The organism is Marinobacter sp. LA51 (assembly GCF_030297175.1).
Classification (GTDB): Bacteria; Pseudomonadota; Gammaproteobacteria; order Pseudomonadales; family Oleiphilaceae; genus Marinobacter; species Marinobacter apostichopi.
Map to the genome: position 1 here is coordinate 1,899,474 of NZ_AP028070.1, position 20,610 is coordinate 1,920,083.

18 protein-coding genes and 1 tRNA gene are annotated in these 20,610 nt (G+C 52.8%); 9 read left to right on the forward strand and 10 right to left on the reverse strand.

Annotated features, from left to right (window positions below):
- Positions 1-12 precede the first annotated feature (12 nt).
- Positions 13-1,212, forward strand: coding sequence for an antiviral reverse transcriptase Drt3a (gene drt3a / locus QUE89_RS08785; protein WP_286219731.1), 1,200 nt, complete (start codon positions 13-15; stop codon positions 1,210-1,212).
- A complete protein-coding gene (gene drt3b, locus QUE89_RS08790; RefSeq protein ID WP_286219732.1) occupies positions 1,205-3,196 on the forward strand; it encodes an antiviral reverse transcriptase Drt3b in 1,992 nt (663 codons plus the stop codon). The genes drt3a and drt3b overlap by 8 nt, the downstream gene beginning before the upstream one ends.
- A gap of 467 nt (positions 3,197-3,663) precedes the next feature.
- Here the strand turns inward: drt3b and QUE89_RS08795 are convergent.
- Together QUE89_RS08795 and QUE89_RS08800 are read right to left on the reverse strand one after the other, a co-directional pair.
- Positions 3,664-3,750, reverse strand: a tRNA-Leu gene (locus QUE89_RS08795).
- Positions 3,751-3,829: 79 nt separating this feature from the next.
- A complete protein-coding gene (locus QUE89_RS08800) occupies positions 3,830-4,459 on the reverse strand; it encodes a class I SAM-dependent methyltransferase (RefSeq protein WP_286219733.1) in 630 nt (209 codons plus the stop codon).
- 180 nt (positions 4,460-4,639) lie between these two features.
- On the opposite strand from QUE89_RS08800, the gene QUE89_RS08805 reads away from it, so the two are divergent.
- From QUE89_RS08805 to cydC, 4 genes are read left to right on the forward strand one after another with little or no spacing between them, the layout of a single operon-like run.
- Positions 4,640-6,073, forward strand: coding sequence for a cytochrome ubiquinol oxidase subunit I (locus tag QUE89_RS08805; protein WP_286219734.1), 1,434 nt, complete (start codon positions 4,640-4,642; stop codon positions 6,071-6,073).
- 2 nt (positions 6,074-6,075) lie between these two features.
- Positions 6,076-7,077, forward strand: a complete 1,002-nt coding sequence (cydB, locus tag QUE89_RS08810) for a cytochrome d ubiquinol oxidase subunit II (RefSeq protein ID WP_286222851.1) — start codon at positions 6,076-6,078, stop codon at positions 7,075-7,077.
- Positions 7,078-8,805, forward strand: a complete 1,728-nt coding sequence (gene cydD, locus QUE89_RS08815; RefSeq protein ID WP_286219735.1) for a thiol reductant ABC exporter subunit CydD — start codon at positions 7,078-7,080, stop codon at positions 8,803-8,805.
- Positions 8,798-10,414: a thiol reductant ABC exporter subunit CydC gene (cydC, locus tag QUE89_RS08820; protein WP_286219736.1), complete on the forward strand. Its 1,617-nt coding sequence runs from the start codon at positions 8,798-8,800 to the stop codon at positions 10,412-10,414. The genes cydD and cydC overlap by 8 nt, the downstream gene beginning before the upstream one ends.
- A 9-nt stretch (positions 10,415-10,423) precedes the next feature.
- On the opposite strand, the gene QUE89_RS08825 is transcribed toward cydC, so the two are convergent.
- Together QUE89_RS08825 and QUE89_RS08830 are read right to left on the reverse strand one after the other, a co-directional pair.
- Positions 10,424-11,665: a saccharopine dehydrogenase family protein gene (locus QUE89_RS08825; RefSeq protein ID WP_286219737.1), complete on the reverse strand. Its 1,242-nt coding sequence runs from the start codon at positions 11,663-11,665 to the stop codon at positions 10,424-10,426.
- Positions 11,666-11,698: 33 nt separating this feature from the next.
- Positions 11,699-12,115 (reverse strand): hypothetical protein, encoded by a 417-nt coding sequence (locus QUE89_RS08830; protein WP_286219738.1) that lies wholly within the window; start codon positions 12,113-12,115, stop codon positions 11,699-11,701.
- A gap of 210 nt (positions 12,116-12,325) precedes the next feature.
- Between QUE89_RS08830 and QUE89_RS08835 the strand changes: the two genes are divergently transcribed.
- Together QUE89_RS08835 and QUE89_RS08840 are read left to right on the forward strand one after the other, a co-directional pair.
- The gene (locus QUE89_RS08835; protein ID WP_286219739.1) at positions 12,326-12,655 is read left to right on the forward strand and encodes a hypothetical protein; all 330 of its coding nucleotides are present in this window, start codon (positions 12,326-12,328) and stop codon (positions 12,653-12,655) included.
- 15 nt (positions 12,656-12,670) lie between these two features.
- A complete protein-coding gene (locus tag QUE89_RS08840) occupies positions 12,671-13,150 on the forward strand; it encodes a hypothetical protein (RefSeq protein WP_286219740.1) in 480 nt (159 codons plus the stop codon).
- Positions 13,151-13,167: 17 nt separating this feature from the next.
- On the opposite strand, the gene QUE89_RS08845 is transcribed toward QUE89_RS08840, so the two are convergent.
- The 3 genes from QUE89_RS08845 to QUE89_RS08855 form a co-directional block, all read right to left on the reverse strand.
- Entirely contained in the window at positions 13,168-14,010 is an 843-nt protein-coding gene (locus QUE89_RS08845; protein ID WP_286219741.1) for a putative RNA methyltransferase, read from the reverse strand.
- 107 nt (positions 14,011-14,117) lie between these two features.
- A complete protein-coding gene (locus QUE89_RS08850) occupies positions 14,118-15,059 on the reverse strand; it encodes an electron transfer flavoprotein subunit alpha/FixB family protein (protein ID WP_286219742.1) in 942 nt (313 codons plus the stop codon).
- Positions 15,060-15,809 (reverse strand): electron transfer flavoprotein subunit beta/FixA family protein, encoded by a 750-nt coding sequence (locus QUE89_RS08855; RefSeq protein ID WP_286219743.1) that lies wholly within the window; start codon positions 15,807-15,809, stop codon positions 15,060-15,062.
- Positions 15,810-16,336: 527 nt separating this feature from the next.
- On the opposite strand from QUE89_RS08855, the gene QUE89_RS08860 reads away from it, so the two are divergent.
- Positions 16,337-17,989 carry an electron transfer flavoprotein-ubiquinone oxidoreductase gene (locus QUE89_RS08860; RefSeq protein ID WP_286219744.1) on the forward strand — a complete coding sequence of 551 codons (1,653 nt, stop codon included), beginning with the start codon at positions 16,337-16,339 and terminating at the stop codon, positions 17,987-17,989.
- Positions 17,990-18,103: 114 nt separating this feature from the next.
- On the opposite strand, the gene QUE89_RS08865 is transcribed toward QUE89_RS08860, so the two are convergent.
- The 3 genes from QUE89_RS08865 to QUE89_RS08875 form a co-directional block, all read right to left on the reverse strand.
- Positions 18,104-18,565: an FKBP-type peptidyl-prolyl cis-trans isomerase gene (locus tag QUE89_RS08865; protein WP_286219745.1), complete on the reverse strand. Its 462-nt coding sequence runs from the start codon at positions 18,563-18,565 to the stop codon at positions 18,104-18,106.
- 209 nt (positions 18,566-18,774) lie between these two features.
- Entirely contained in the window at positions 18,775-19,329 is a 555-nt protein-coding gene (locus QUE89_RS08870; RefSeq protein ID WP_286219746.1) for a DUF1285 domain-containing protein, read from the reverse strand.
- Positions 19,330-19,332: 3 nt separating this feature from the next.
- Entirely contained in the window at positions 19,333-20,475 is a 1,143-nt protein-coding gene (locus QUE89_RS08875) for a GGDEF domain-containing protein (protein ID WP_286219747.1), read from the reverse strand.
- Positions 20,476-20,610: the final 135 nt, after the last annotated feature.

A 20,610-nucleotide genomic window follows, 5' to 3' on the forward strand; every position in this document is an offset into this window, starting at 1 on the left:
ACCAATGGACTGATGTTAGACCAAACATTTTCTGCCAAATCGTTACATAGACTTTGCTCTGTTTCCGAAGTTGTTGAACACAAACTCGGTTCGACACCCGAGCAACAACTATCCTCACTATCGAAAATCGCCGAAAAAATAAACAGCGATAGCTTCGAGTTCTCAGATTTCAAGTCGTTTCAACGAAACGGAAAACTGGTGTTTAAACCTCGAAAGCCAGAAGATCACTTCGCTATAAAGAAGATAAACCAAAATCTCAAAAAGATTTTAGGAGTTCGACATACCGATAGGAATACCTTAGTAAACCAAGTGAAAACCTTGCTAGAAGAAAAGTCTCCATTTATTTTAATAAAAATTGACATTGCTTCATTCTATGAATCAATTTCGTCAAAGGATTTGATATCTGCATGCTGGGATGACCCTCTTCTGTCCTATAAGACGAAGGTATTGTTAAACGATCTCTTAACAGGTAGTCAATTCGTAAGTAAACCAGGTTTACCAAGGGGACTATCGATAAGCTCGACGCTTTCAGAATTCTATTTGTCAAATCTCGATGAATATATTAAGGGTCTTGAGGGAGTATATTATTCAGCACGCTATGTCGACGACATATTGGTATTCAGCGTTCCTAACCAGAACGATATTATGAAAAATGTTGAAACCTCTATAATCGATATGGGATTAGAAGTAAATTATAAAAAATGCGATGCATTTCAAAATAAAATTGGCCCAAAACCAATCGATTTTGATTACCTTGGTTATAGATTCCAAAAGACTGGCGAGAGCGTCGAGATAGACATATCACCTAAAAAGGTCAAAAAAATAAAATCTCGAATTGCAAAATCATTTTATGCTTTTTCAAAAGACAGAGATTTTGACCTTTTGACCAAGCGACTAAAGTTCTTGACGGGAAACTTTAACCTAAAGTCTAGATCCAAGGTCATTGGTAACGATCTTAAGACAGGCACCTATTACAACTATTCTGAAATACCTGAGCAATCGGATGCATTAAAAGACTTAGATGGCTTTATACTTAGATTTATTTACGCAAGGCGCGGAAAACTTGGACGAACTTTGAGCTCAGTTTTAAATGGTCAAGACAAACGGTACCTGAGAAAGTTTTCATTCTGTACTGGATTCAGAGAAAGAATTAGTCATAAATTTACATACGATGATGTAGTGGAAATAAGGAAGTGCTGGACTAATGGGTAAAGTCAAGAAAGTAAATAGAAGCGATAAATATCGAATCCTGTTGACTGAAACTTTACCCTACGAAGTTCCGGTCCTATTTTCGAACGACTCATTCCATAAAAAATTTAGAAATGGCGAGCTTGAAAAATTCCACAACTGTTTTCTAAAACTTATTTACAATGAATCGGAATCGTATCCATTTACCTATAGAATAGTAAAAAGCTCAAGCTCAACTCGTAAAGTAAGCCTGCCTCATCCTGCTATTCAGTTCTCTTTCGTAGACTTTTATGATAACTTTCAATCGATAATAACTTCGCTCTGCAGCAGAAGCAAAGCTTCGCTCAGGGCGCCATACAAGGTTGCGTCACATTTTATTGAAAAGCAGGCCACACTGCGTTTCACAAGAGTTTTAAGAGACGATTTAGTCGAACATAAAAAAAATGCGGGTGATGATGACAATCGATATGCCTCATCCTATTTTCAATATAGAGACTTCCCCTTACTATTTAAGTTCTATGACTCTTATTTATTCCAGCGTCTAGAACGTCAATTTAAGGTTATGCTTCAGTTTGATGTGTCGAAGTGTTTTCAAAGCATCTATACGCACTCTATAACTTGGGCCGTCAAGGACAAGCAATTCGTAAAAGATAATTTACCTGATATTAAAAGCTCCTCTTTCGAGGGGAAATTTGACAGAATAATGCAACGATCTAATTCAAACGAGACCAACGGAATATTGATTGGCCCGGAATTTTCCCGAATATTTTCTGAGATAATTTTGCAGCGGATAGACGAAAATAGTCGTAGACTTCTTCACCAAGAAGGATTCGAGAACTTTAAGATTAAAAGATATGTCGACGATTATTTCGTTTTTGCTCAGAACGAAGAGCAAGCCAAAGCTATAATGCACATCTTTAGGAGTGAATTGGAGAAATTCAACCTACACCTTAATGAGTCAAAGATAATTTTATCTTATAGACCCTTCATCACAAACGAATCAGTTGCGAAACAGCAGGCAAGCTCATTGGTAAATGAGCTTTTCGATAGATTTGTTGAGGTTGAAAAAGAAGAATCCAGCTCATCCTATTTTCGATTTATAAATAGCCATCAGAATTTACGAAACTTGGATCTAACTTATATTTCAAAATATAAATCGATCGCAAAACAGAATGGAATTGGCTATGAGGCTTCGACAAATATATTTCTTACTGGAATGCGCAACAGACTTGTACACCTACAGAATACCATTCTGTCCAAATCACTAAATCCAGACAGCGTAAGAGGATTCACATACCTTAAGTCAATTATTACGTTATGTCTTTATTGTTTCTCTATGGATATGCGTTACAGGCCCAGCTATCTCGTTTGTCAGATACTGCTTGTAATTATATCTATCTCAAAAAAGCTTGGCACTGATCAAGAGGAAAGCTTAAAGAAGGTTATTTCTGACGAAATACTAACAACGCTTAGAAGTCCAGCCAACAATGACTCAAGCTTCCCTCATGAGTTTCTCAATCTTCTCATCTTACATAAAGAACTCGGTGATCGTTACCGATTTTCCCCAGAGGTGTTGTCTTCGTTCCTACCGAAAAGAGTGATCTCAGAGGACTCTATCGACCTTGATTACTTCTCTGCGATGTCGTTCCTGTTTTACCTCGGAGATCACGAATCAGCCAAGGAGTTGAGATTAAAAATTGAGAATGGAATTATAGAAAAGCTTGACCGTCAGGCTAGGCCTTTCAAGCATTCGGAACTTTTTCTGTTTTTCGTAGATAGTTTAACTTGTCCTTATATCTCATCATCTACGAAAACGAAGCTGAGGGAGCAGTTGATGCGGAAGCACATGGACGGAGTTCCCAAAAGTGAAAAACACGCTATCGCTAAGAAAATTTGCGACAACTTCAAGAACGATACTTGGTTCTTCAGCTGGGACAGTGATAAAAGTATTTTCTACAATTTAGCGAAGAAAGAGCTACGGTCGCCCTACTTGTATCTCAACTACTAACACCCTACTCTACCATCTGTTGGAAGCGTCGGCAGCCTAGCCGTAATTGGCTGGGTTGCCGAAACACTGATCTTTAATTAGATCAGAATTCCTCTAGCACACTGACCCGGTCTGCAGCTTGGTTGAGAGCGAGGAGGATACACACGAAGCTTGCAACCGTTACCCTATAGCAGACTCAGTCTTCCGGGGGGCCTTGGAGGCTGGGTCTGTTTTTAGGGTATCGATCGTTCTAACTAGCTTAAGCCCACCATCATAATCTTAACATCCCAAAACCAGCTTCACTGGAAACCAGCAACTCCACCTTTCCGTTCTCAAAACGCCAACTTTAGTTGTCGTGTGACCCTTTTTACTGGGAAAGCCCGGCTAATTCCAGGCAGGACGAATCACTTGGCGTCTACATTACGTCTACACCATGAAACAACAAACAAAGTGTGGATGAGGGAGTATTGCCAACTTATTGTTTTTAATGGTGCTCCGGGCCGGAATCGAACCGGCACGACCGTGAGGTCGAGAGATTTTAAGTCTCTTGTGTCTACCAATTTCACCACCGGAGCATCGGAGGGCAATCAGACGGGCGGAATTGTATAAGGGCCGGTTCGGTAACGCAATTCCGATTCCCGGCACCCTCACCTGTCAGGCGTTGGTCGGCTTAGTGGCCCGGCCTTTGTATATGTAACCCGCGATCCTGGGGGTCTTGGGTACATAGAGGTTTTCCAGCTCGGTGATCTCGAAGCCAGCGCTGCGAATAAGGTCAGCAATGTGCCGGTTCAGGTGGCAGCCGCCCGCAATTTTGCGCCAACCTGGTGTAATCCGGTGTTGCCACTTCTGGGTGCTGGCATCCGGCGATTCACCGTGTTCCAGGAACAGCAAAATTCCCCCAGGCTTTAGTACGCGTTTCATCTGCTGTAATGCTGCGTTCCAATCGGGGATGGTGCACAGTGTGAAGGTCAACAACACGGTATCCACACTCTCGTCCGCCAATGGAATCTTTTCGCCTGGCAGGTCGAGCCACTTCACCTCAACCGGTGAGCGTTCCAGATTGGCGGAGGCCTTTCGGCGCATCCCCTCTGACGGCTCCAGGCCATAAACCAGTTCCACTGAATCGGGCTTGTAGAATTGCAGGTTTATGCCAGATCCCATGCCCACCTCAAGTACCACGCCGCGAGCTTCCGGTACTATCTGTTGGCGCAGCTTCATCACCTGACCCACCGAGCAGGCACGGTCGATCAGGTGGGGCAAAATCCGTTCTTCGTAAAAGCTCATAATGTCACCATCATTGTCTCAGATCACGGGAGCGGCAATTCACCCTATCGGATTTACCCGTGTTTTTAGTAGCATGGTAACCATCTGCCGGTAATAACAACAGACAATAGGCGCCAAGGCAGCGGCCGCGGGAGTTCTTGCTCTCGTTTATTGAGATGTGTGAGTTACCGGAGGGTTCCCATGGAACTAGATCCTCTTCTGCTCTCGCGAATCCAGTTCGCGTTTGTGGTGTCTTTTCACGCCATATTCCCGGTGTTTACCATTGGCCTGGCCTCGTTCATCGCCGTTCTGGAAGGATTGGCCTTCAAAACCGGAGATGGCGTCTGGGCCAAGCTGTCAGCCTTCTGGACCACAGTGTTTGCGGTAGTCTTCGGCATGGGCGTGGTGTCCGGCATTGTGATGTCGTTTCAGTTCGGTACTAACTGGAGCAACTTTGCCCAGGCCTCCGCAAACTTTCTCGGGCCAGTACTCAGTTACGAGGTCATTACTGCCTTTTTCCTGGAGGCGGTCTTCCTGGGCATTCTCCTGTTTGGACGCGACAAGGTTCCAGCCGGTGTGCATCTGCTAGCGGCGGTGATGGTGGCCACGGGTACTTTCATTTCATCATTCTGGATTCTGTCGGCTAACAGCTGGATGCACACACCCGCGGGTTACGAACTCAGGGAGGGCGTTTTCCATATTACGTCCTGGAGTGAGGCGATTTTTAATCCGTCCTTCCCCTATCGATTCCTGCACATGGCCCTCGCCTCCTTTCTTACCGGGAGCTTTGTGGTGGCTGGCGTCAGTGCCTGGTATCTGTTGCGCGGACGCGAGGTTGAGGCCAATCGAAAAGCACTCTCGATGTGTCTGTGGTTGATATTGTTCATTGCCCCAACGCAAGCCGTGGTCGGCGATTATCACGGCCTGAACACCCTGGAGCACCAGCCAACAAAAGTGGCGGCCATGGAGGGTAACTGGGAGACCTCTCGAAACGTTCCGCTGCTCCTGTTCGCCATTCCCAATCAGGATAGCCAGAGCAACCTTTACGAGATCGGAGTGCCCGGTCTCGCCAGCCTGATCCTCACCCACGAGTGGGATGGAGAGGTTCCCGGCCTGAACGAGACGCCGGTTGCGGAGCAGCCACCGGTCGCCATTGTGTTCTGGGCGTTTCGGGTGATGGTGGGCCTCGGCATGCTGATGATCCTTTGCGCGGTAACTGGCCTGATCCTCCGTTCAGGCGGCCGCTACTGGCGCAGCACCTGGTTCCTCAACGGGCTGCGGTTTATGAGTTTTACCCCGTTCCTCGCGGTCCTGGCTGGCTGGATTGTCACTGAAACCGGTCGTGCGCCCTGGCTGGTTTATGGGGTGATGACTCACGCCGAATCGCTCACGCCCTCCCTTACCGGCGGCATGGCCTTATTCACCTTGCTCGGCTACATGCTGGTGTATGCCCTGGTCTTCTCGGCGGGGATTTATTACCTGCTTCGGGTGCTCTATGTGGGCATGGAAGAAAACCACGATGACGGTCAATACGAAGCCGAGCGTCCAAGCCGGCCATTTTCTGCGGCCCACGTGCCCTTTGAATTTGACCAGAACAGCCACGCTGGAAATCCGGAACCTCAGGAGGGCCACTGATGATGGAACTCTTCGATCTACCCCTGATCTGGGCGTTTATTATCGGTTTCGGCATCATCATGTATGTGCTGATGGACGGTTTCGATCTTGGTGTGGGCATCCTGTTTCCGTTCGCACCAGACGACGAGGCGCGGGATGTCATGATGAATACCGTCGCACCGGTCTGGGATGGCAATGAGACCTGGCTGGTACTGGGTGGCACCGGTCTGCTGGCCGCCTTCCCGCTGGTTTATACAATTTTCCTGCCCGCGCTCTACATCGGCGTTTTTCTGCTGGTCGCCGGCCTGATTTTCCGGGGCGTGGCCTTCGAGTTCCGGTTCAAGGCCCGGTCCTCCCGGTACCTCTGGAACTGGGCCTTTGCCGGCGGCTCGACGGTTGCGTCTTTCGCCCAGGGCGCAGTTGTGGGCGCCTATATCCAGGGTTTCGACACCGCAAACGGCGTTTATGTGGGCGGGGCCTTCGATTGGCTGACGCCATTCACGGTACTCACCGGCTTTGGCATGCTCGCTGGCTACGCCCTGCTCGGCTCCACCTGGCTGATCATGAAAACCGAAGGCGAGCTTCAGGCCTGGGCCTATCGTCTTACCTTACCGTTGTTAGCCGCGGTTCTGGCAGTGTTTGGTGTTATCAGCATCTGGACACCATTCGTTGATGAGCTGGTTCGGGACCGCTGGTTTAATAACCTCACCGTGATCTGGGTATTGCCGGTGCTCACCCTGTTGTGCGCCTTCCAAATCTACCGTTCTGTGCGAAACCGATTTGAGGGCATGCCTTTCGTCGCGACCATGGGGCTGTTCATCACTACCTATCTGGGGCTAATAGTCAGCCGCTGGCCATACGTTGTTCCGCCTGATTACACCCTCTGGCAGGCCTCTTCCGCGTACGAATCCCAGCTGTTCCTGTTGCTGGGCCTGCTGTTTGTAATCCCGATTGTGCTGGTCTATACCGCATGGACGTATTGGGTTTTTCGCGGCAAGGTTCGTGCAGGCGAGGGCTACCATTAAGTGGCAGAAACAGCCGATCCAAACGCTTCGGGGGCTGAAGAATCTGCTTCAGTCCCGGATCAGCGCCAGGTAAAGCAATGGTTGGCAGAGCTCGGTAAGAGCAACCGCCGGTGGATGTACGGTGCCGTAGTGGCGGGGGTGGTCACCGGAATTGCTACCCTGGTGCAAATGGCCATGCTCGCCCTGATTGTGCATCAGGGCGTTGGCGAAGCTGTGCCGGTCGCAGAGCTTTCTCCCCTGTTTCTGGTGCTCGTGGCGGCCGTGCTTGTTCGCGCCCTCGGCCAGGGAATGCAAACCCGCATGGCTGCCCAGTGTAGTGAACATGTCCGATGCGATGCCCGGCGGCAGATTAACCAGCACTGGAATGCCGCTGGCCCGGTCGCCCTGAGTCACTTCTCCGCGGGCGCACTGGCCCGGGAATGGCTGGATCACGTTGAGGCTCTGCACGGCTATTACGCGCGGTTCCTGCCCCAGCTGTTGCTCGCCGTCATCACCCCTAGTCTTATACTGATCCTGGTGTTTACGCTGGATTGGCTCGCGGCTCTACTTTTATTGTTGTCCGCTCCCTTAATACCCGTGTTCATGGCATTGGTGGGTATGGGCGCAGAAAGGCTCAACCAGCAGCACTTCCAGACGATTAGCCGACTCTCCGGGCAATTTCTGGATAAGGTCCGCGGCCTGACTACCCTGCAACTGTTTGGCCAGACCGACACCGCCGCCTCATTGCTCGCCACCCGCTCGGATGCCTATCGACGCATCACCATGAAGACCCTCCGAATTGCCTTTCTGTCTTCCGCGGTTCTGGAATTCTTTGCCTCGATGGCGATAGCGGTGATCGCGATCTACATTGGCTTTGGCTTGCTTGGGTACATCACCTTTGGCCCCGCAAACGAATTGACCTTGTTTTCCGGGCTGCTGATTCTGCTGCTGGCCCCAGAATTTTTCCAGCCATTGCGTACTCTCTCCCAGCACTATCACGACCGGGCCTCCGCCCTGGGGGCTGGTGCCGAAATTCTGGCCCGTATGAACCATCTGAAGAATGGTTCGCCGCGCTGTGGTAACGATGGCGAAAGCGAGGAAAAGCGTGAGGACAACGTTCAGCTGGGCGCGGTCGGCCTATCCTACCGGCAGGAAAGACCGGTCTTTTCGGATTTATCACTGACGTTTGAGAAAGGTGATTGCATAGCACTTACGGGTCCGTCCGGAGGTGGCAAAAGCAGCTTGCTTCATTTACTGGCCGGGTTTGTGGTGCCGGATGAAGGGTCTATTTCGGTATTTGGCAAGCAACCTGGCTCCTTCAGTTTTGGCTGGCTCGGCCAGACCGGATTCCTGGTTCAGGGCTCCTGGGCCGATAACCTGCGCCTGACCCGGCCGGACGCCTCCGATATCGCGATTGAGGCGGCCCTCACCAATGCAGGCCTGCGGCCACTTCTGGACAGCCGGGATGCAGGCATTCACAGCCACGTCTCGGAGGACGGCCAGGGACTGTCCGGCGGCCAGGCGCGACGACTTAGCCTGGCCCGTATCTTCGTGGCGGATTACGACCTGATCCTGCTGGACGAGCCTACTGCGGGCCTGGATACCGACAGCGAAGTGCATGTAATCGAGGCCCTGCATAAGCTGGCCGAAGCCGGTAAGACCCTGATTTTCTCAACCCATCACCAGGCACTGCTCACTCTGGCCAACCGGGTATTACTGGTGTCCGAAGGAGACCTGTGGGATGCGTGAGCTGCTGCCGTGGTTACGCCTTATTTTTCAGCGCTGGGGCCGACTCTCAGTTGGCGGCCTGCTCCTTTTGATCACTGTAATTTCAGGTATGGGGCTTCTGGCGCTGTCGGGCTGGTTCATCACGGAGACGGCACTGGCAGGCCTCCTGCTTGCAGCTGGCGCTCAGGTCTCAATCAACCTCTACACGCCCGGTGGCGGAATTCGCCTGTTTGCCCTTGTCCGAACCGTCGGGCGCTATCTGGAGCGGGTCTATAACCACGATACGGTGTTGCGCCAGCTGTCTGATATTCGAACCCGGCTGTTCCGGCAGCTAGCGGCCGCGCCCCGCAGTCAGCGTCTTGGGCTATCTGGCGCCCAGTGGCTATCGAGATTAACCCGAGACGTAGACGCGCTGGATACCCTATACCTGCGCCTGATCGCGCCGACTGCTTTGGCGGCAGTGGTCAGCCTACTGGTAGTGCTTCTGGCCGCGGTTCTGTTCGATGGCCAACTCGCCCTGTGGCTAGGGTTGCTGCTGGCTGGCACCCTGTTTTTTTCGTCCATTGGAACGCTTTTACGAACGCGACAAACTTCCCGTCAGCTCAGCGATAGCGAAGAGGATCTGCGCACCCATATTATTGAGCATCTTGAAGGCTTTGCCGAGCTCACCGCCGCCGGGCGGACTGGTAAGCATGCGGCCTGGCTGATGCGCCAGGCCCACGGTTTTGCCAAGGAACAGGCGAAAGTGGACCGACGTGTGGGCTGGAATCAGGCGTTTACCCACCTGCTGATCAATCTTGCGGCTATCGCCGTGCTCTGGGCTGGATTTGAACTGTTTCAATCCGGGCAAATTTCAGGGCCGGTGCTGGTGTTGTTGCCCATTGCCCTGCTAGGACTGGCCGAGGTTTATGGGGGGCTGCCAGAAGCCTTCGGTAAGCTGGGTGCCACCGAGGCCTCTGCCAATCGGCTGAACCAGGATTCCCTGAACGCTCCCGGGGAGCAGACAATCCATACCAGCGAGCCACCAAAAGGCACAGCGCTGGTCGCAACAGAGCTTGGTGTGCGATACGACGGTGCTCCGCCAATCCTCATGCACTTCAACCTGAATGTCGCCTTGGGCGAGCATCTGGGAATCATTGGTCACTCCGGCAGTGGCAAATCGACCCTTGCCGATGTACTTGCGGGCCTGGCGCCCCCTTTTCAGGGCGATATAGCGCGTTTGCCACTGAGTTACCTGACTCAGAGCACGGTGCTGTTCGAAGATACCTTGAAAGCGAATTTGCTGGTGGGCGACTCCACGGCGAGCGATGCCGCGATATGGCGGGTATTGGAGTTGGTGGAATTGGGTGAGCGGTTCGCGAGTGAACCTGATCTGCTGGATACCTGGCTGGGCAACAGCGGAAGCCGGCTGTCCGGTGGCGAAGCCCGGCGGATTGCTTTGGCCCGGGTACTGTTGAATCCGGCACCATTGCTGATTCTGGATGAGCCGTTTACCGGGGTAGATGCGCCCGCTCGGGAGCGCATCTGTAATAACCTGCGGTACTGGCTAAAAGGAAAAGCGGTGATTGCGCTGGGCCACGGGCCGGATGCCCTACCGGACACCGACCGCGAGATTCACCTGATTTCCTGAGCCCGGGAATTAGCGGGTTTCCAGAACCTCAAAAGTCAGACCAGCCTTGCTGGTCAAGCGGTCCATCAGGCTACCATTGAGCAGAGAGGATGGCGTCCAGAAACCACCCTCTTTCTCGGCGGGAATGTCGAACGCCAGGCTCATACCGGCTTCGCCCAGCATCTTGCCGGTTGAACCGTAGCCCGGGTCCTGGTCGCCGGTCACCTTGGTGATGATGGTTTTGCCGTCCTCGGTACGGCCCATAAAGCGCAGGTCGTAATACCCGGCTTTCTGGGCTTCCGGGCTGGGTCCTTCGCCGGGCTGCGGCACGAATTTCTCGACCAACCAGCGTGTGGGTTTGATCGCCGACGCTGTGAAGAAAGCGCCAAGGCCGCCGGTGATGCTGTAGGCTGCCAGACGACCCTTCATGCCCCGGCCCGTCATCATCGCTTCATCGTAGGTGAATTCTTTCCCGTAACGCGCGTTCTGCAGTCCGTTGGAACGGTGGACGATGCGCGTGTTGATTGCACCCATCACAAACGGCGCCAGCCAGACGTCGAAAGTCTTATCGTACTCAGCGCCCTTGAGGCTGGGCTGGCGAGCCTCGGAGCGATGTCCCGCTGGAGAAATTGAAAATGGATTAGCCAGTTCTTTGCGGAGCTTGGGATCTGCGCCTGCTTCCTTGGCGATGTTCATCATGGAAGCGACGGTGCCACCGGAGAACTCGCCCTTGAGCGCTTTAACCCGCATCCGAACATCCTGGCACGGCTCACCAAATGTCTGCTCGGCTTGCTGCTGCAGGAACCAGACACCCATATCGGACGGAATGGAATCGAAGCCACAGCAATGCACGATGCGTGCACCGGAGGCTTTGGCCTCGTCTTCATACCGGTCGACCATCTTGCGGATCCATTGCACTTCCCCGGTCAGGTCGCAGTAATCCGTACCTGCACGCACGCAAGCCTGAACCAGCGGCTCACCGTACAGGGCGTAGGGGCCGACGGTGGAGATAATCACGCGGGTCTGGCCACACATGGCCTGAAGCGCCTGTTCATCGGCGGCATCGGCCAGGATGACCGGAAGATTCTTCGCCTTGCTGCCTAGATCACTTTTCAGGGTATTCAGTTTGGACTCGGAACGGCCGGCTATGGCCCAGTTTACGGTTTTCCCTAGTCCATAGGTCTCAAGCAGATATCGGGTGAGTATTTGGCCGACAAAACTGGTGGCGCCAAATACGACCAGATCATAGGCCGTTTCTGCTGATTTAGTCATTGCTTATCCTTTGCGTTTTATATGATTAGGTAATTAATCGAACGTGCGTTGCGCGCGGGCATCCATCACGACCATAAACACTGCAACACCCAAGCCCCAGAAGCCGTTAAGCAGCAAGCCACCGACCCAGGTCTGAGCTGACGCCTCGAGGCCTTTTAAAGGGAACACTACCAGCATGGCAACGGCGGTTGGTCCGATCGCGCCCACCAGAATATGGCCGAGCCAGTACTTGGCCCCAGCCAAACGGCCAACAAGAAGCCAAAGCAACATACCCCAGAGCCCACCGAAGAACGCCAGAGAAAGAACTGAGGGCACGCCCAGTGGCGGCACTGGCGATAAATTGAAGGGGGCCATCGGCACCATGTCAGCCAGATAAAAGGCCATGAACAGGCCCTGATGAAAAATCAGGGTTGCAATAAAACCAGCGAAAAAAGCTTTAATCCAGACCATAATGGGTCCCTGTCAGTGAATTATTCTTTAGTCTTAAGTAGTTGATTCTGCACAGCACCGCAACACACTGCAAATGTTATTGATATAACCATTCCGCGGGCCGTTTTCCGTGCAAAACCAAGACAATTCCGTCGGCTGGGCCAATCGCTTGCGGCCGTTAATCGGGCACACTGCCCCGCAGAACTCATGATGACGCCGAGGAGCTAAACATTGATCACAACTCTGTTGATAGTAAGCCTGACTCTTGCCGTCTTCAGTGGCTTTCTGTGTTGGCAGGTCATTGAACAACGAAGGATGATTGCGCAGATGATGGAGTCCGACGACATTGACGGCGAAGCTCCCGATCCCGAGATGGTGCTAATCATGCGGGTTCTGGACCCGATCGCCATCGCCAAGCGGGAATCGCGTTCGGGTCGCATGCTTGCCGACAAGCTGCCGGTTATGGTGCGAAAAATGGTCTACCAGGAAGTGATGAAAGAGCTGGAGACCGAGATGGCGGAGCGGGATATCGATGTCCAGATGCACATCGAGTACCGCTAAGGGGCAATTGATATCATGAGCACTTCCCTGATTATTCCGGCAATCCTGCTAGGTGTTTCGCTGATCGCGCTGGGCTTCACGCTGAGCCGGCTGCAAGCTTCTCGACGCCAGCTAAGGATTCTTAACGCTCGACGGATTTCCGCCCAGAGCAACACCCAGAAACGCCGGATGGAACTGGAGGAAGTCCGCAACCGCGCGAAACTGCTTGAGGACACGGTCTCCGGCGGTACCAGCGCCGTTGAGAAGGTTCACAAGGCGATTTCGAGCACCACATTTGGCCTGATCGACCTGTTTTCCCGAGACGAGGAATTCCGCCAAAGCGCCCGAAAAGCGCGCGAGACCCACGATCAAACCAGCAAAACGGTGTACAAGACCGTCCGCACCACCAACAAGGCCCTGCACATTTTGGCTGAAACTCTGTTTATCGGTAAGGCGGAAAAGCGACTGGTCTCGAAAAAGCCCGGCGGTAGGGATTCGCCCAAAACCGGGAAATAACCGGTCTGGCGCGCCAATCAGAGCTTGGCGTAGTGCTGCAACACAACGTCTACCGTGACCGTAAGCTCAGTCAGCTTTGCCGCTCTCTCCCGGCCCTCGGCGCTGGCACGGTATAGATGCGGCGTCATTGCCAGCAAGTCGGCAATCACCTCCTGTCCCGTCAGGGTCAGGGTGTGGCGAACCGGCTCCGATGCCGCCAGTTCGAAGCCTTCCGGCGCGGCCTCACTCCTGGACTTTTCCGGTCTTAGCTCCGGATAGATGATTTCCCGCAGCTCCCGAAGATGATCCGGTCCCGCATCGACCTGCAAAACAAGACCACCTGATTTCAGCACCCGATGGAATTCACTGTAAACCGGAAAACCGAACAGGCACAGCACGGCGTCCAGCGTACCGGGCAGAACCGGCAGATTGGCGTTACTCCCCACCACCCAGCTCATCTCTTTGTCCTGCTTGGCCGCAGCCAACACCGCCCACTTGGAAATATCCAGACCAACCACCGCAACCTCGCGGCTTTCTGGCTTTGATTCGGCCAGGCGCCGGGTGTAATAGCCCTCACCACAGCCAGCATCCAGCAGACGCACCAAACCTGCTTCCGGCAACCCGCCGGCCACAATTCGGTTCACCGCATCAGAGATGGCATCGTAGAAACCGGCATTCAGGAAACGCTGGCGCGCGGCCACCATGTCTTTGCTGTCGCCGGGCTCCCGGGACCGCTTCTTTTGCACCGGCAACAGATGCACATAGCCCTGTCGGGCAATGTCAAAGCTGTGTCCGGATTCGCAGCGCCAGCTATTGCCATCGCGGTGCAAAATTTTGCCATCGAGTGGACACGCCAGTGCGTCAAAGGGAGTGAGGGGCATGGGAAAGATTCCGGCTATCAGGATGGTTCGGTAACTCAGGCGGATCTATTTTATGACCACCCAACAAAAAAGGCACCCGAAGGTGCCTTTTTCAAGCGTCCAGAAAGTTACAGAACTTTCTTCAGCTCTTCTTCCAGTTGCGGTACTGCTTCAAACAGATCCGCGACCAGGCCGTAATCAGCCACCTGGAAAATCGGTGCTTCTTCGTCCTTGTTGATCGCAACGATCACCTTGGAGTCAGACATACCAGCCAAGTGCTGGATGGCACCGGAGATACCCACGGCAATGTACAGCTGCGGAGCAACAATCTTACCGGTCTGGCCAACCTGCATGTCGTTCGGTACGAAACCAGCGTCGACAGCAGCACGGGATGCGCCAACAGCAGCACCCATCAGATCAGCTACCTGCTCCAACATTTTGAAGTTGTCGCCATTCTGCATGCCACGACCACCGGAAACAACGATACCGGCGCTTGCCAGATCAGGACGGTCAGACTTGGCCAGTTCTTCGCTTACGAATTGGGACAAGCCAGCGTCTTTTACAACGTCCAGCTGTTCGACAGCGGCGGAACCACCTTCAGCAGCAACTGGGTCGAAAGCGGTCGGTCGAACAGTAACTACTTTGATGTTGTCACTGGATTTTACAGTGGCAATCGCGTTACCTGCGTAGATCGGACGAACGAAGGTGTCTTCGGACTCCACACGCATGATGTCTGACACCTGCGCAACGTCCAGCAGCGCAGCAACCCGTGGCATGAAGTCTTTGCCCACGGTCCCAGCAGCGGCCAGGATGTGGCTGTAGCCCTTGCCTACTTCGGCAACCAGCTCACCCAGGTTTTCACCCAGGAAGTGGCCGTATGCAGCGTTGTCGGCAACCAGTACCTTGTTCACGCCTTCAGCCTTGGCAGCAGATTCTGCAACCGCGCTGCAGTTCTCGCCGGCAACCAGTACGTCGATGTCTCCGCCGATGGCCTTGGCGGCCGCTACAACATTCAGGGTAGCCTGCTTCAGGCTGCTGTTGTCATGTTCAGCAATTACAAGGATGCTCATTTAGATCACCTTCGCTTCGTTCTTCAGTTTATCGACGAGCTCTGCAACGTCTGCCACTTTCACGCCAGCCTGACGGGAAGCAGGTGCTTCAACCTTCAGAGTGGACAGGCGCGGGGCGATGTCGACGCCCAGGTCAGCCGGGCTCATGGACTCGAGCGGCTTCTTCTTCGCCTTCATGATGTTCGGGAGCGAGGCGTAACGCGGCTCGTTCAGGCGCAGGTCTGTGGTAACAACCGCCGGTAGGTTCAGAGACACGGTCATCAGACCACCGTCTACTTCGCGGGTTACGTTAACCTTTTCGCCTTCAACAACCACTTCTGACGCGAAGGTGCCCTGCGCCATGCCGGTCAGTGCTGCAAGCATCTGGCCAGTCTGGTTGTTGTCGGAATCGATGGACTGTTTGCCAAGAATAACCAGCTTCGGCTCTTCTTTCTCGACAACACTTTTCAGCAGCTTGGCCGCTTCGAGGGACTGAACCTCGTCGTCGGTTTCTACGTGGATACCACGGTCCGCGCCCAGGGCCAGTGCAGTTCGGATCTGCTCCTGTGAGGCTTTCGGGCCGATAGAGACCACCACGATTTCACTGGCAACACCCTTCTCTTTCAAGCGAACCGCTTCTTCAACCGCGATTTCACAGAACGGGTTCATTGCCATCTTGACGTTGGCGAGATCAACACCGGTGTTGTCCGGCTTGACGCGCACCTTTACGTTGTAGTCGATTACTCGTTTTACAGCGACCAGAACCTTCATAGATTCCTCGTTCTTCTACGATGGGTTTAAAGACTCGCAATCAGAAACACTCTTTTGCGACCCCGCAGCTGCGGACCTCGGAGTATTCTTGATTCCTGTAGTTTCGGTATGAACCCAGAATTATGGGCCTTCACGCCGAACGTTACAAACAGCTTCCTCGCGCGGGGCCTGCTGTCACGGCGGACTAATACTGCAGGCAAAGGGTGAACGGGTCAATAGGCCCGCTCGGACGCGCCAGAAGCGTTTTTCAATCACATTGGCCAGTGTTGACTGGGCCACGCAGTGAGACGATACTAAAAAACGCCTCAGAACACACGATGTTTCGGTGTACACGTACAATGCCAAAGGAGAGGCAGAATTTCAAACAAACGTTTGTTTGATTCTGCAAATACGATATCCTTTCGGTTAATAGTCGGTGTGATCGGCTTTGGGCAGTCGTCTATAGGCAGTTTTACCGGTATGATGACGCCCCAGAATTCCGCCTACGGGCACATAATATCCATTAAAAGAAGTTTGAGGAGACCAACGTGGAACGCGAATCGATGGAGTTTGATGTTCTTATCGTCGGCGGCGGGCCTGCAGGCCTGTCGGCAGCTTGCCGTGTCATGCAGTTGGCACAGGAAGCTGGCGAAGAACTCACCGTATGCGTGGTAGAGAAAGGTTCCGAAATCGGCGCGCACATCCTTGCCGGTACCGTGTTCGAGCCCACTGCCCTCAACGAACTCTTCCCGGACTGGAAAGAGAAAGGTGCGCCACTGAATACTCCGGTCACCCGGGACGACATTTTCCTGCTAAAAAACCAGGAAAAAGCCACCAAGATCCCGAATGGCTTCGTGCCGAAGAACATGCACAACCACGGCAACTACATTATCAGCCTGGGCAACCTGTGCCGCTGGCTGGCTGAGCAGGCCGAGCAACTGGGCGTTGAGGTTTACCCTGGCTTTGCGGCCTCCGAGACCATTGTTGAAGATGGCCAGGTTAAGGGCATCATAACCGGTGACATGGGCGTAGGCCGTGACGGCTCCGAGAAAGACGGCTATATGCCAGGCATGGAGCTCCGCGCGAAGTACACCCTGTTTACAGAGGGTTGTCGTGGTCACCTGGGCAAACGCCTGATCAATGCCTTCAAGCTGGACGAAGGTAAGGATCCGCAGCACTACGGCATCGGTATCAAAGAGCTGTGGGACATCGATCCTGCCAAACATGAGCCAGGTCTGGTTGTGCACACCACAGGCTGGCCGCTGAGCGAAAGCGGTACAACGGGCGGTTCTTTCCTTTATCACCTGGAGAACGGCCAGGTTTACGTGGGCCTGATCACGGACCTGTCCTACAGCAACCCACACCTGAGCCCGTTTGAAGAGTTCCAGCGCCTGAAGCTGCACCCGGAAGTCTCCAAGTACCTGGAAGGCGGCAAGCGCGTATCCTACGGCGCTCGCGCTATCAGCAAGGGTGGCTACAACGCCCTGCCGAAGATGAGCTTCCCTGGTGGTCTGCTGCTTGGCTGCGATGCCGGCACCCTTAACAGCTCCAAGATTAAAGGCTCCCACACCGCCATGAAATCTGGCCTGCTCGGTGCTGAAGCGGTCTTCGAAGCCCTGAAGGAAGGCAAGAGTGGTGAGGAAATTACCGGCTTCCAGCAGCGGTTCGAGGACAGCTGGCTGTACAAAGAGCTATACGCTGAGCGTAACTTTGGTCCGGCCATGCACAAATTTGGCAACTTCGTCGGTGGTGCAATCGCATTCGTTGAGCAGAACATCCTGCGCAGCAGTCTGCCATTCACCTTCCACGACACAACACCGGATTACGCCACGCTGAAGCCTGCCTCTGAAGCCAAGCAAATCAGCTATCCGAAGCCGGACAACAAGTTGACCTTCGATCGTCTGTCCTCGGTGTTTATCTCCAACACCAACCACGAGGAAGATCAACCGGTTCACCTGAAGCTGACCGATCCGGACATCCCGCTGAACGAGAACCTGCCGAAGTACGACGAACCGGCGCAGCGTTACTGCCCGGCCGGGGTTTACGAAGTTGTCGAAAAAGAAGACGGCAGCGGCAAGAAGTTCCAGATCAACGCCCAGAACTGTGTTCACTGCAAGACCTGTGACATCAAGGATCCTGCTCAGAACATCAACTGGGTAACGCCGGAAGGTGGCGGTGGTCCCAACTACCCGAACATGTAAATTCGGTTAGCGAAAAACGGCCCTTTATTGGGCCGTTTTTTTTGCCCTGATTTTCTTCCAGGCATAAAAAAACGGCTCCAGATGGAGCCGTTTTCGCAGACACTTCAGAAAAGCTTAGTGAGCGTGACCGTGCTCTTGCTCTTCGTCAGTCGCATCGCGCGCTTCAACAACTTCTACGTCGAAGTGCAGGGTCTGACCTGCCAGCGGATGGTTGGCATCGATAGTAACGGTTTCATCGCCAACTTCTACAACGCGAACTACCTGGGGACCGCCCGGAGTCTGCGCTTGGAACTGCATGCCAGGCTCGATGGTGTCGACGCCTTCAAACGCAGAACGGGGAACCGGCTGTACCAGCTCTTCGTTCAGCTCACCGTAACCTTCAGCCGGCTCAACAGATACCTTGACTTCGTCGCCAGGGTTCTTTTCGTTCAGTGCACTTTCCAGTCCACCGATAATGTTCTGAGCACCTTCCAGGTATGACAGTGGCTCACGACCTTCTACACGGGAGGAGTCAAGCTGCTCTCCCTGATCGTTGGTGAGCGTGTAATGGATGGTGACAACACGAGGTTGGGCCATGTGATCTCCTTGCGTGTCGCAATGACTGTTTAATTGAATTAAGGCAATCGAAAGTGATCTTGAACAGCCAGACTGCACAGAGGGACTGACGACCACCGGGCCTCGTTAGAGAGCCAGGCTCATAACAAGTATGAAAACACAGTTTAACAACTGACTTAGTGCGTTTTCTACCGTCATTGATGGGGTCGCGGTAAGGGTTTTCAACCACCCTACCCGATTTTGTAGAAATTTCCGTTACTAAACACGCCAAGCTCAGGCCCAGCTTGCCCCTCACGCTCAACCACGTGCTCTGCCAGTTCGTAAAAAGCAGCGGTTACCAGTCTCGCTGTAACACCGTGGCGCACATGAATAATGGGGCGCGGCTCATCAGTGCCCGAGTAGCTGCCTACCTCCAGCGGATGGTCATCTCCCACCTCAAGAACTTCGCCAACATTGGTGGTCAGCTTGATAACCTGCTCTGTCCCATCAGCTTCCACTGCCAGGGAATGGGCCAGCAAGGGAGCATCCTCCACCTGGATGCGCCATTTTTCCACCGGAGTGACCAGGTAAAACTCACCATCGTCTTCAAGACGCAGGATGGTTGAGAACAGACGGACAATAGCCTCACGAGCAAGCGGCTCGCCCTTGAAGATCCACTGACCGTCTCGGGACACGCGCAAATCCATGTCGCCGGACAAATCAGGGTGCCACTGATCAAGCGGCGGCTGCCCCACCGATTTAGTCCGGTTCACTTGGGATGCAATATCTTCGAAATTCTGACTCATAGACTAACCCTGTGCTTCAAATACTCTGTCAATCAATTCCCCGCCCGTTGATGACAACTGAAAACAGTCACGCCCTTTTCTTTTTGCTTCATACAATGCTTTATCGGCTGCTTTGAATAGCTCAGCCGGGTGCGAGCTAGAGGACGTGGCGCCAATGGACACAGTGGGAATACAGTCAGAAGCAGCACCAAATGGACGAATAGTTCGGACGCGCTGGACAATTTGATGCCCGATTTTTTCGAGCATAGAGTTCTCAATATCGTAGAAAAAGAGTACGAATTCATCTCCGCCATATCGTGCCGCGAAATCAGAAGGTCGACGGCAAACTGACTGAAGAAAGGCACCAAGGGCTCTCAACAGACGATCTCCTGCGTCGTGGCCCAGATTGTCATTAATTGATTTGAAGTGATCGATATCCAGAATCATTAATCCACAAGTTTTCTGATCGCGCCTTGCTTGCTGCAATAGACGCTTGACTTCCAGGTCGAAGAACCGACGATTATTTAGCCCGGTAAGCTCATCCATTACTGAGCTGGCATGCAATTTTCGAAGAAGGCCAAAATTTTGAGCCAATACAATCTGGCAAATCCGATGAACAGCTAAACAAAGCCCACCAAACAAAAAGAAGAACATACCATCGGTTGCGCTTTCTACCACTGACTGGCCAGCCGCAACACTCGACACTTCAGTTATCGCCACAATGAAAAAGGTAGTAACGGCAGCGAGCCGAATCGGGATCGCAGTCAGCAGGCATCCAAACAATATTATCAACACCAGACCATTATTCGGGAACTCAATACCATGAATCAGAGCCATATAATTTACAAAGGCATGAGTTAATCCGATAGAGAGATAGCTACTGACTAATAGTGAAACATGAGAGCGGACGTCGTTCGATTTTTTTCTGTTGAATACCACCGTAAGAAAAATGATCGGGGTAATGGCAAATACAATTCTCACTGGAATAGTCAGTGACCAGACTTCAGAAGGAAAACGAAGGAAATCCATAACCACAAACAAGGTATACAGGACACTTGCTCCGATGAAACTCCACTGCCTAAGTCGAAGGCTCTGGGCGGCAAGGTAGCTCTTGTAGCTAGATGTTTCGGGTGAAAACTGAAACACATCACTCTGGTTGAACTTCATAACGCGACCTGTGTTTTTTGTTTTTTGTGGAAGCACAGTCGCGCTAATCATCCCCTGCGGGGGGCAGGAAACGCAACAAATTAATCCAAGAAACTGGGGCTCCAGCTAGTTAGATATTAATGTGACTTCAAGCAT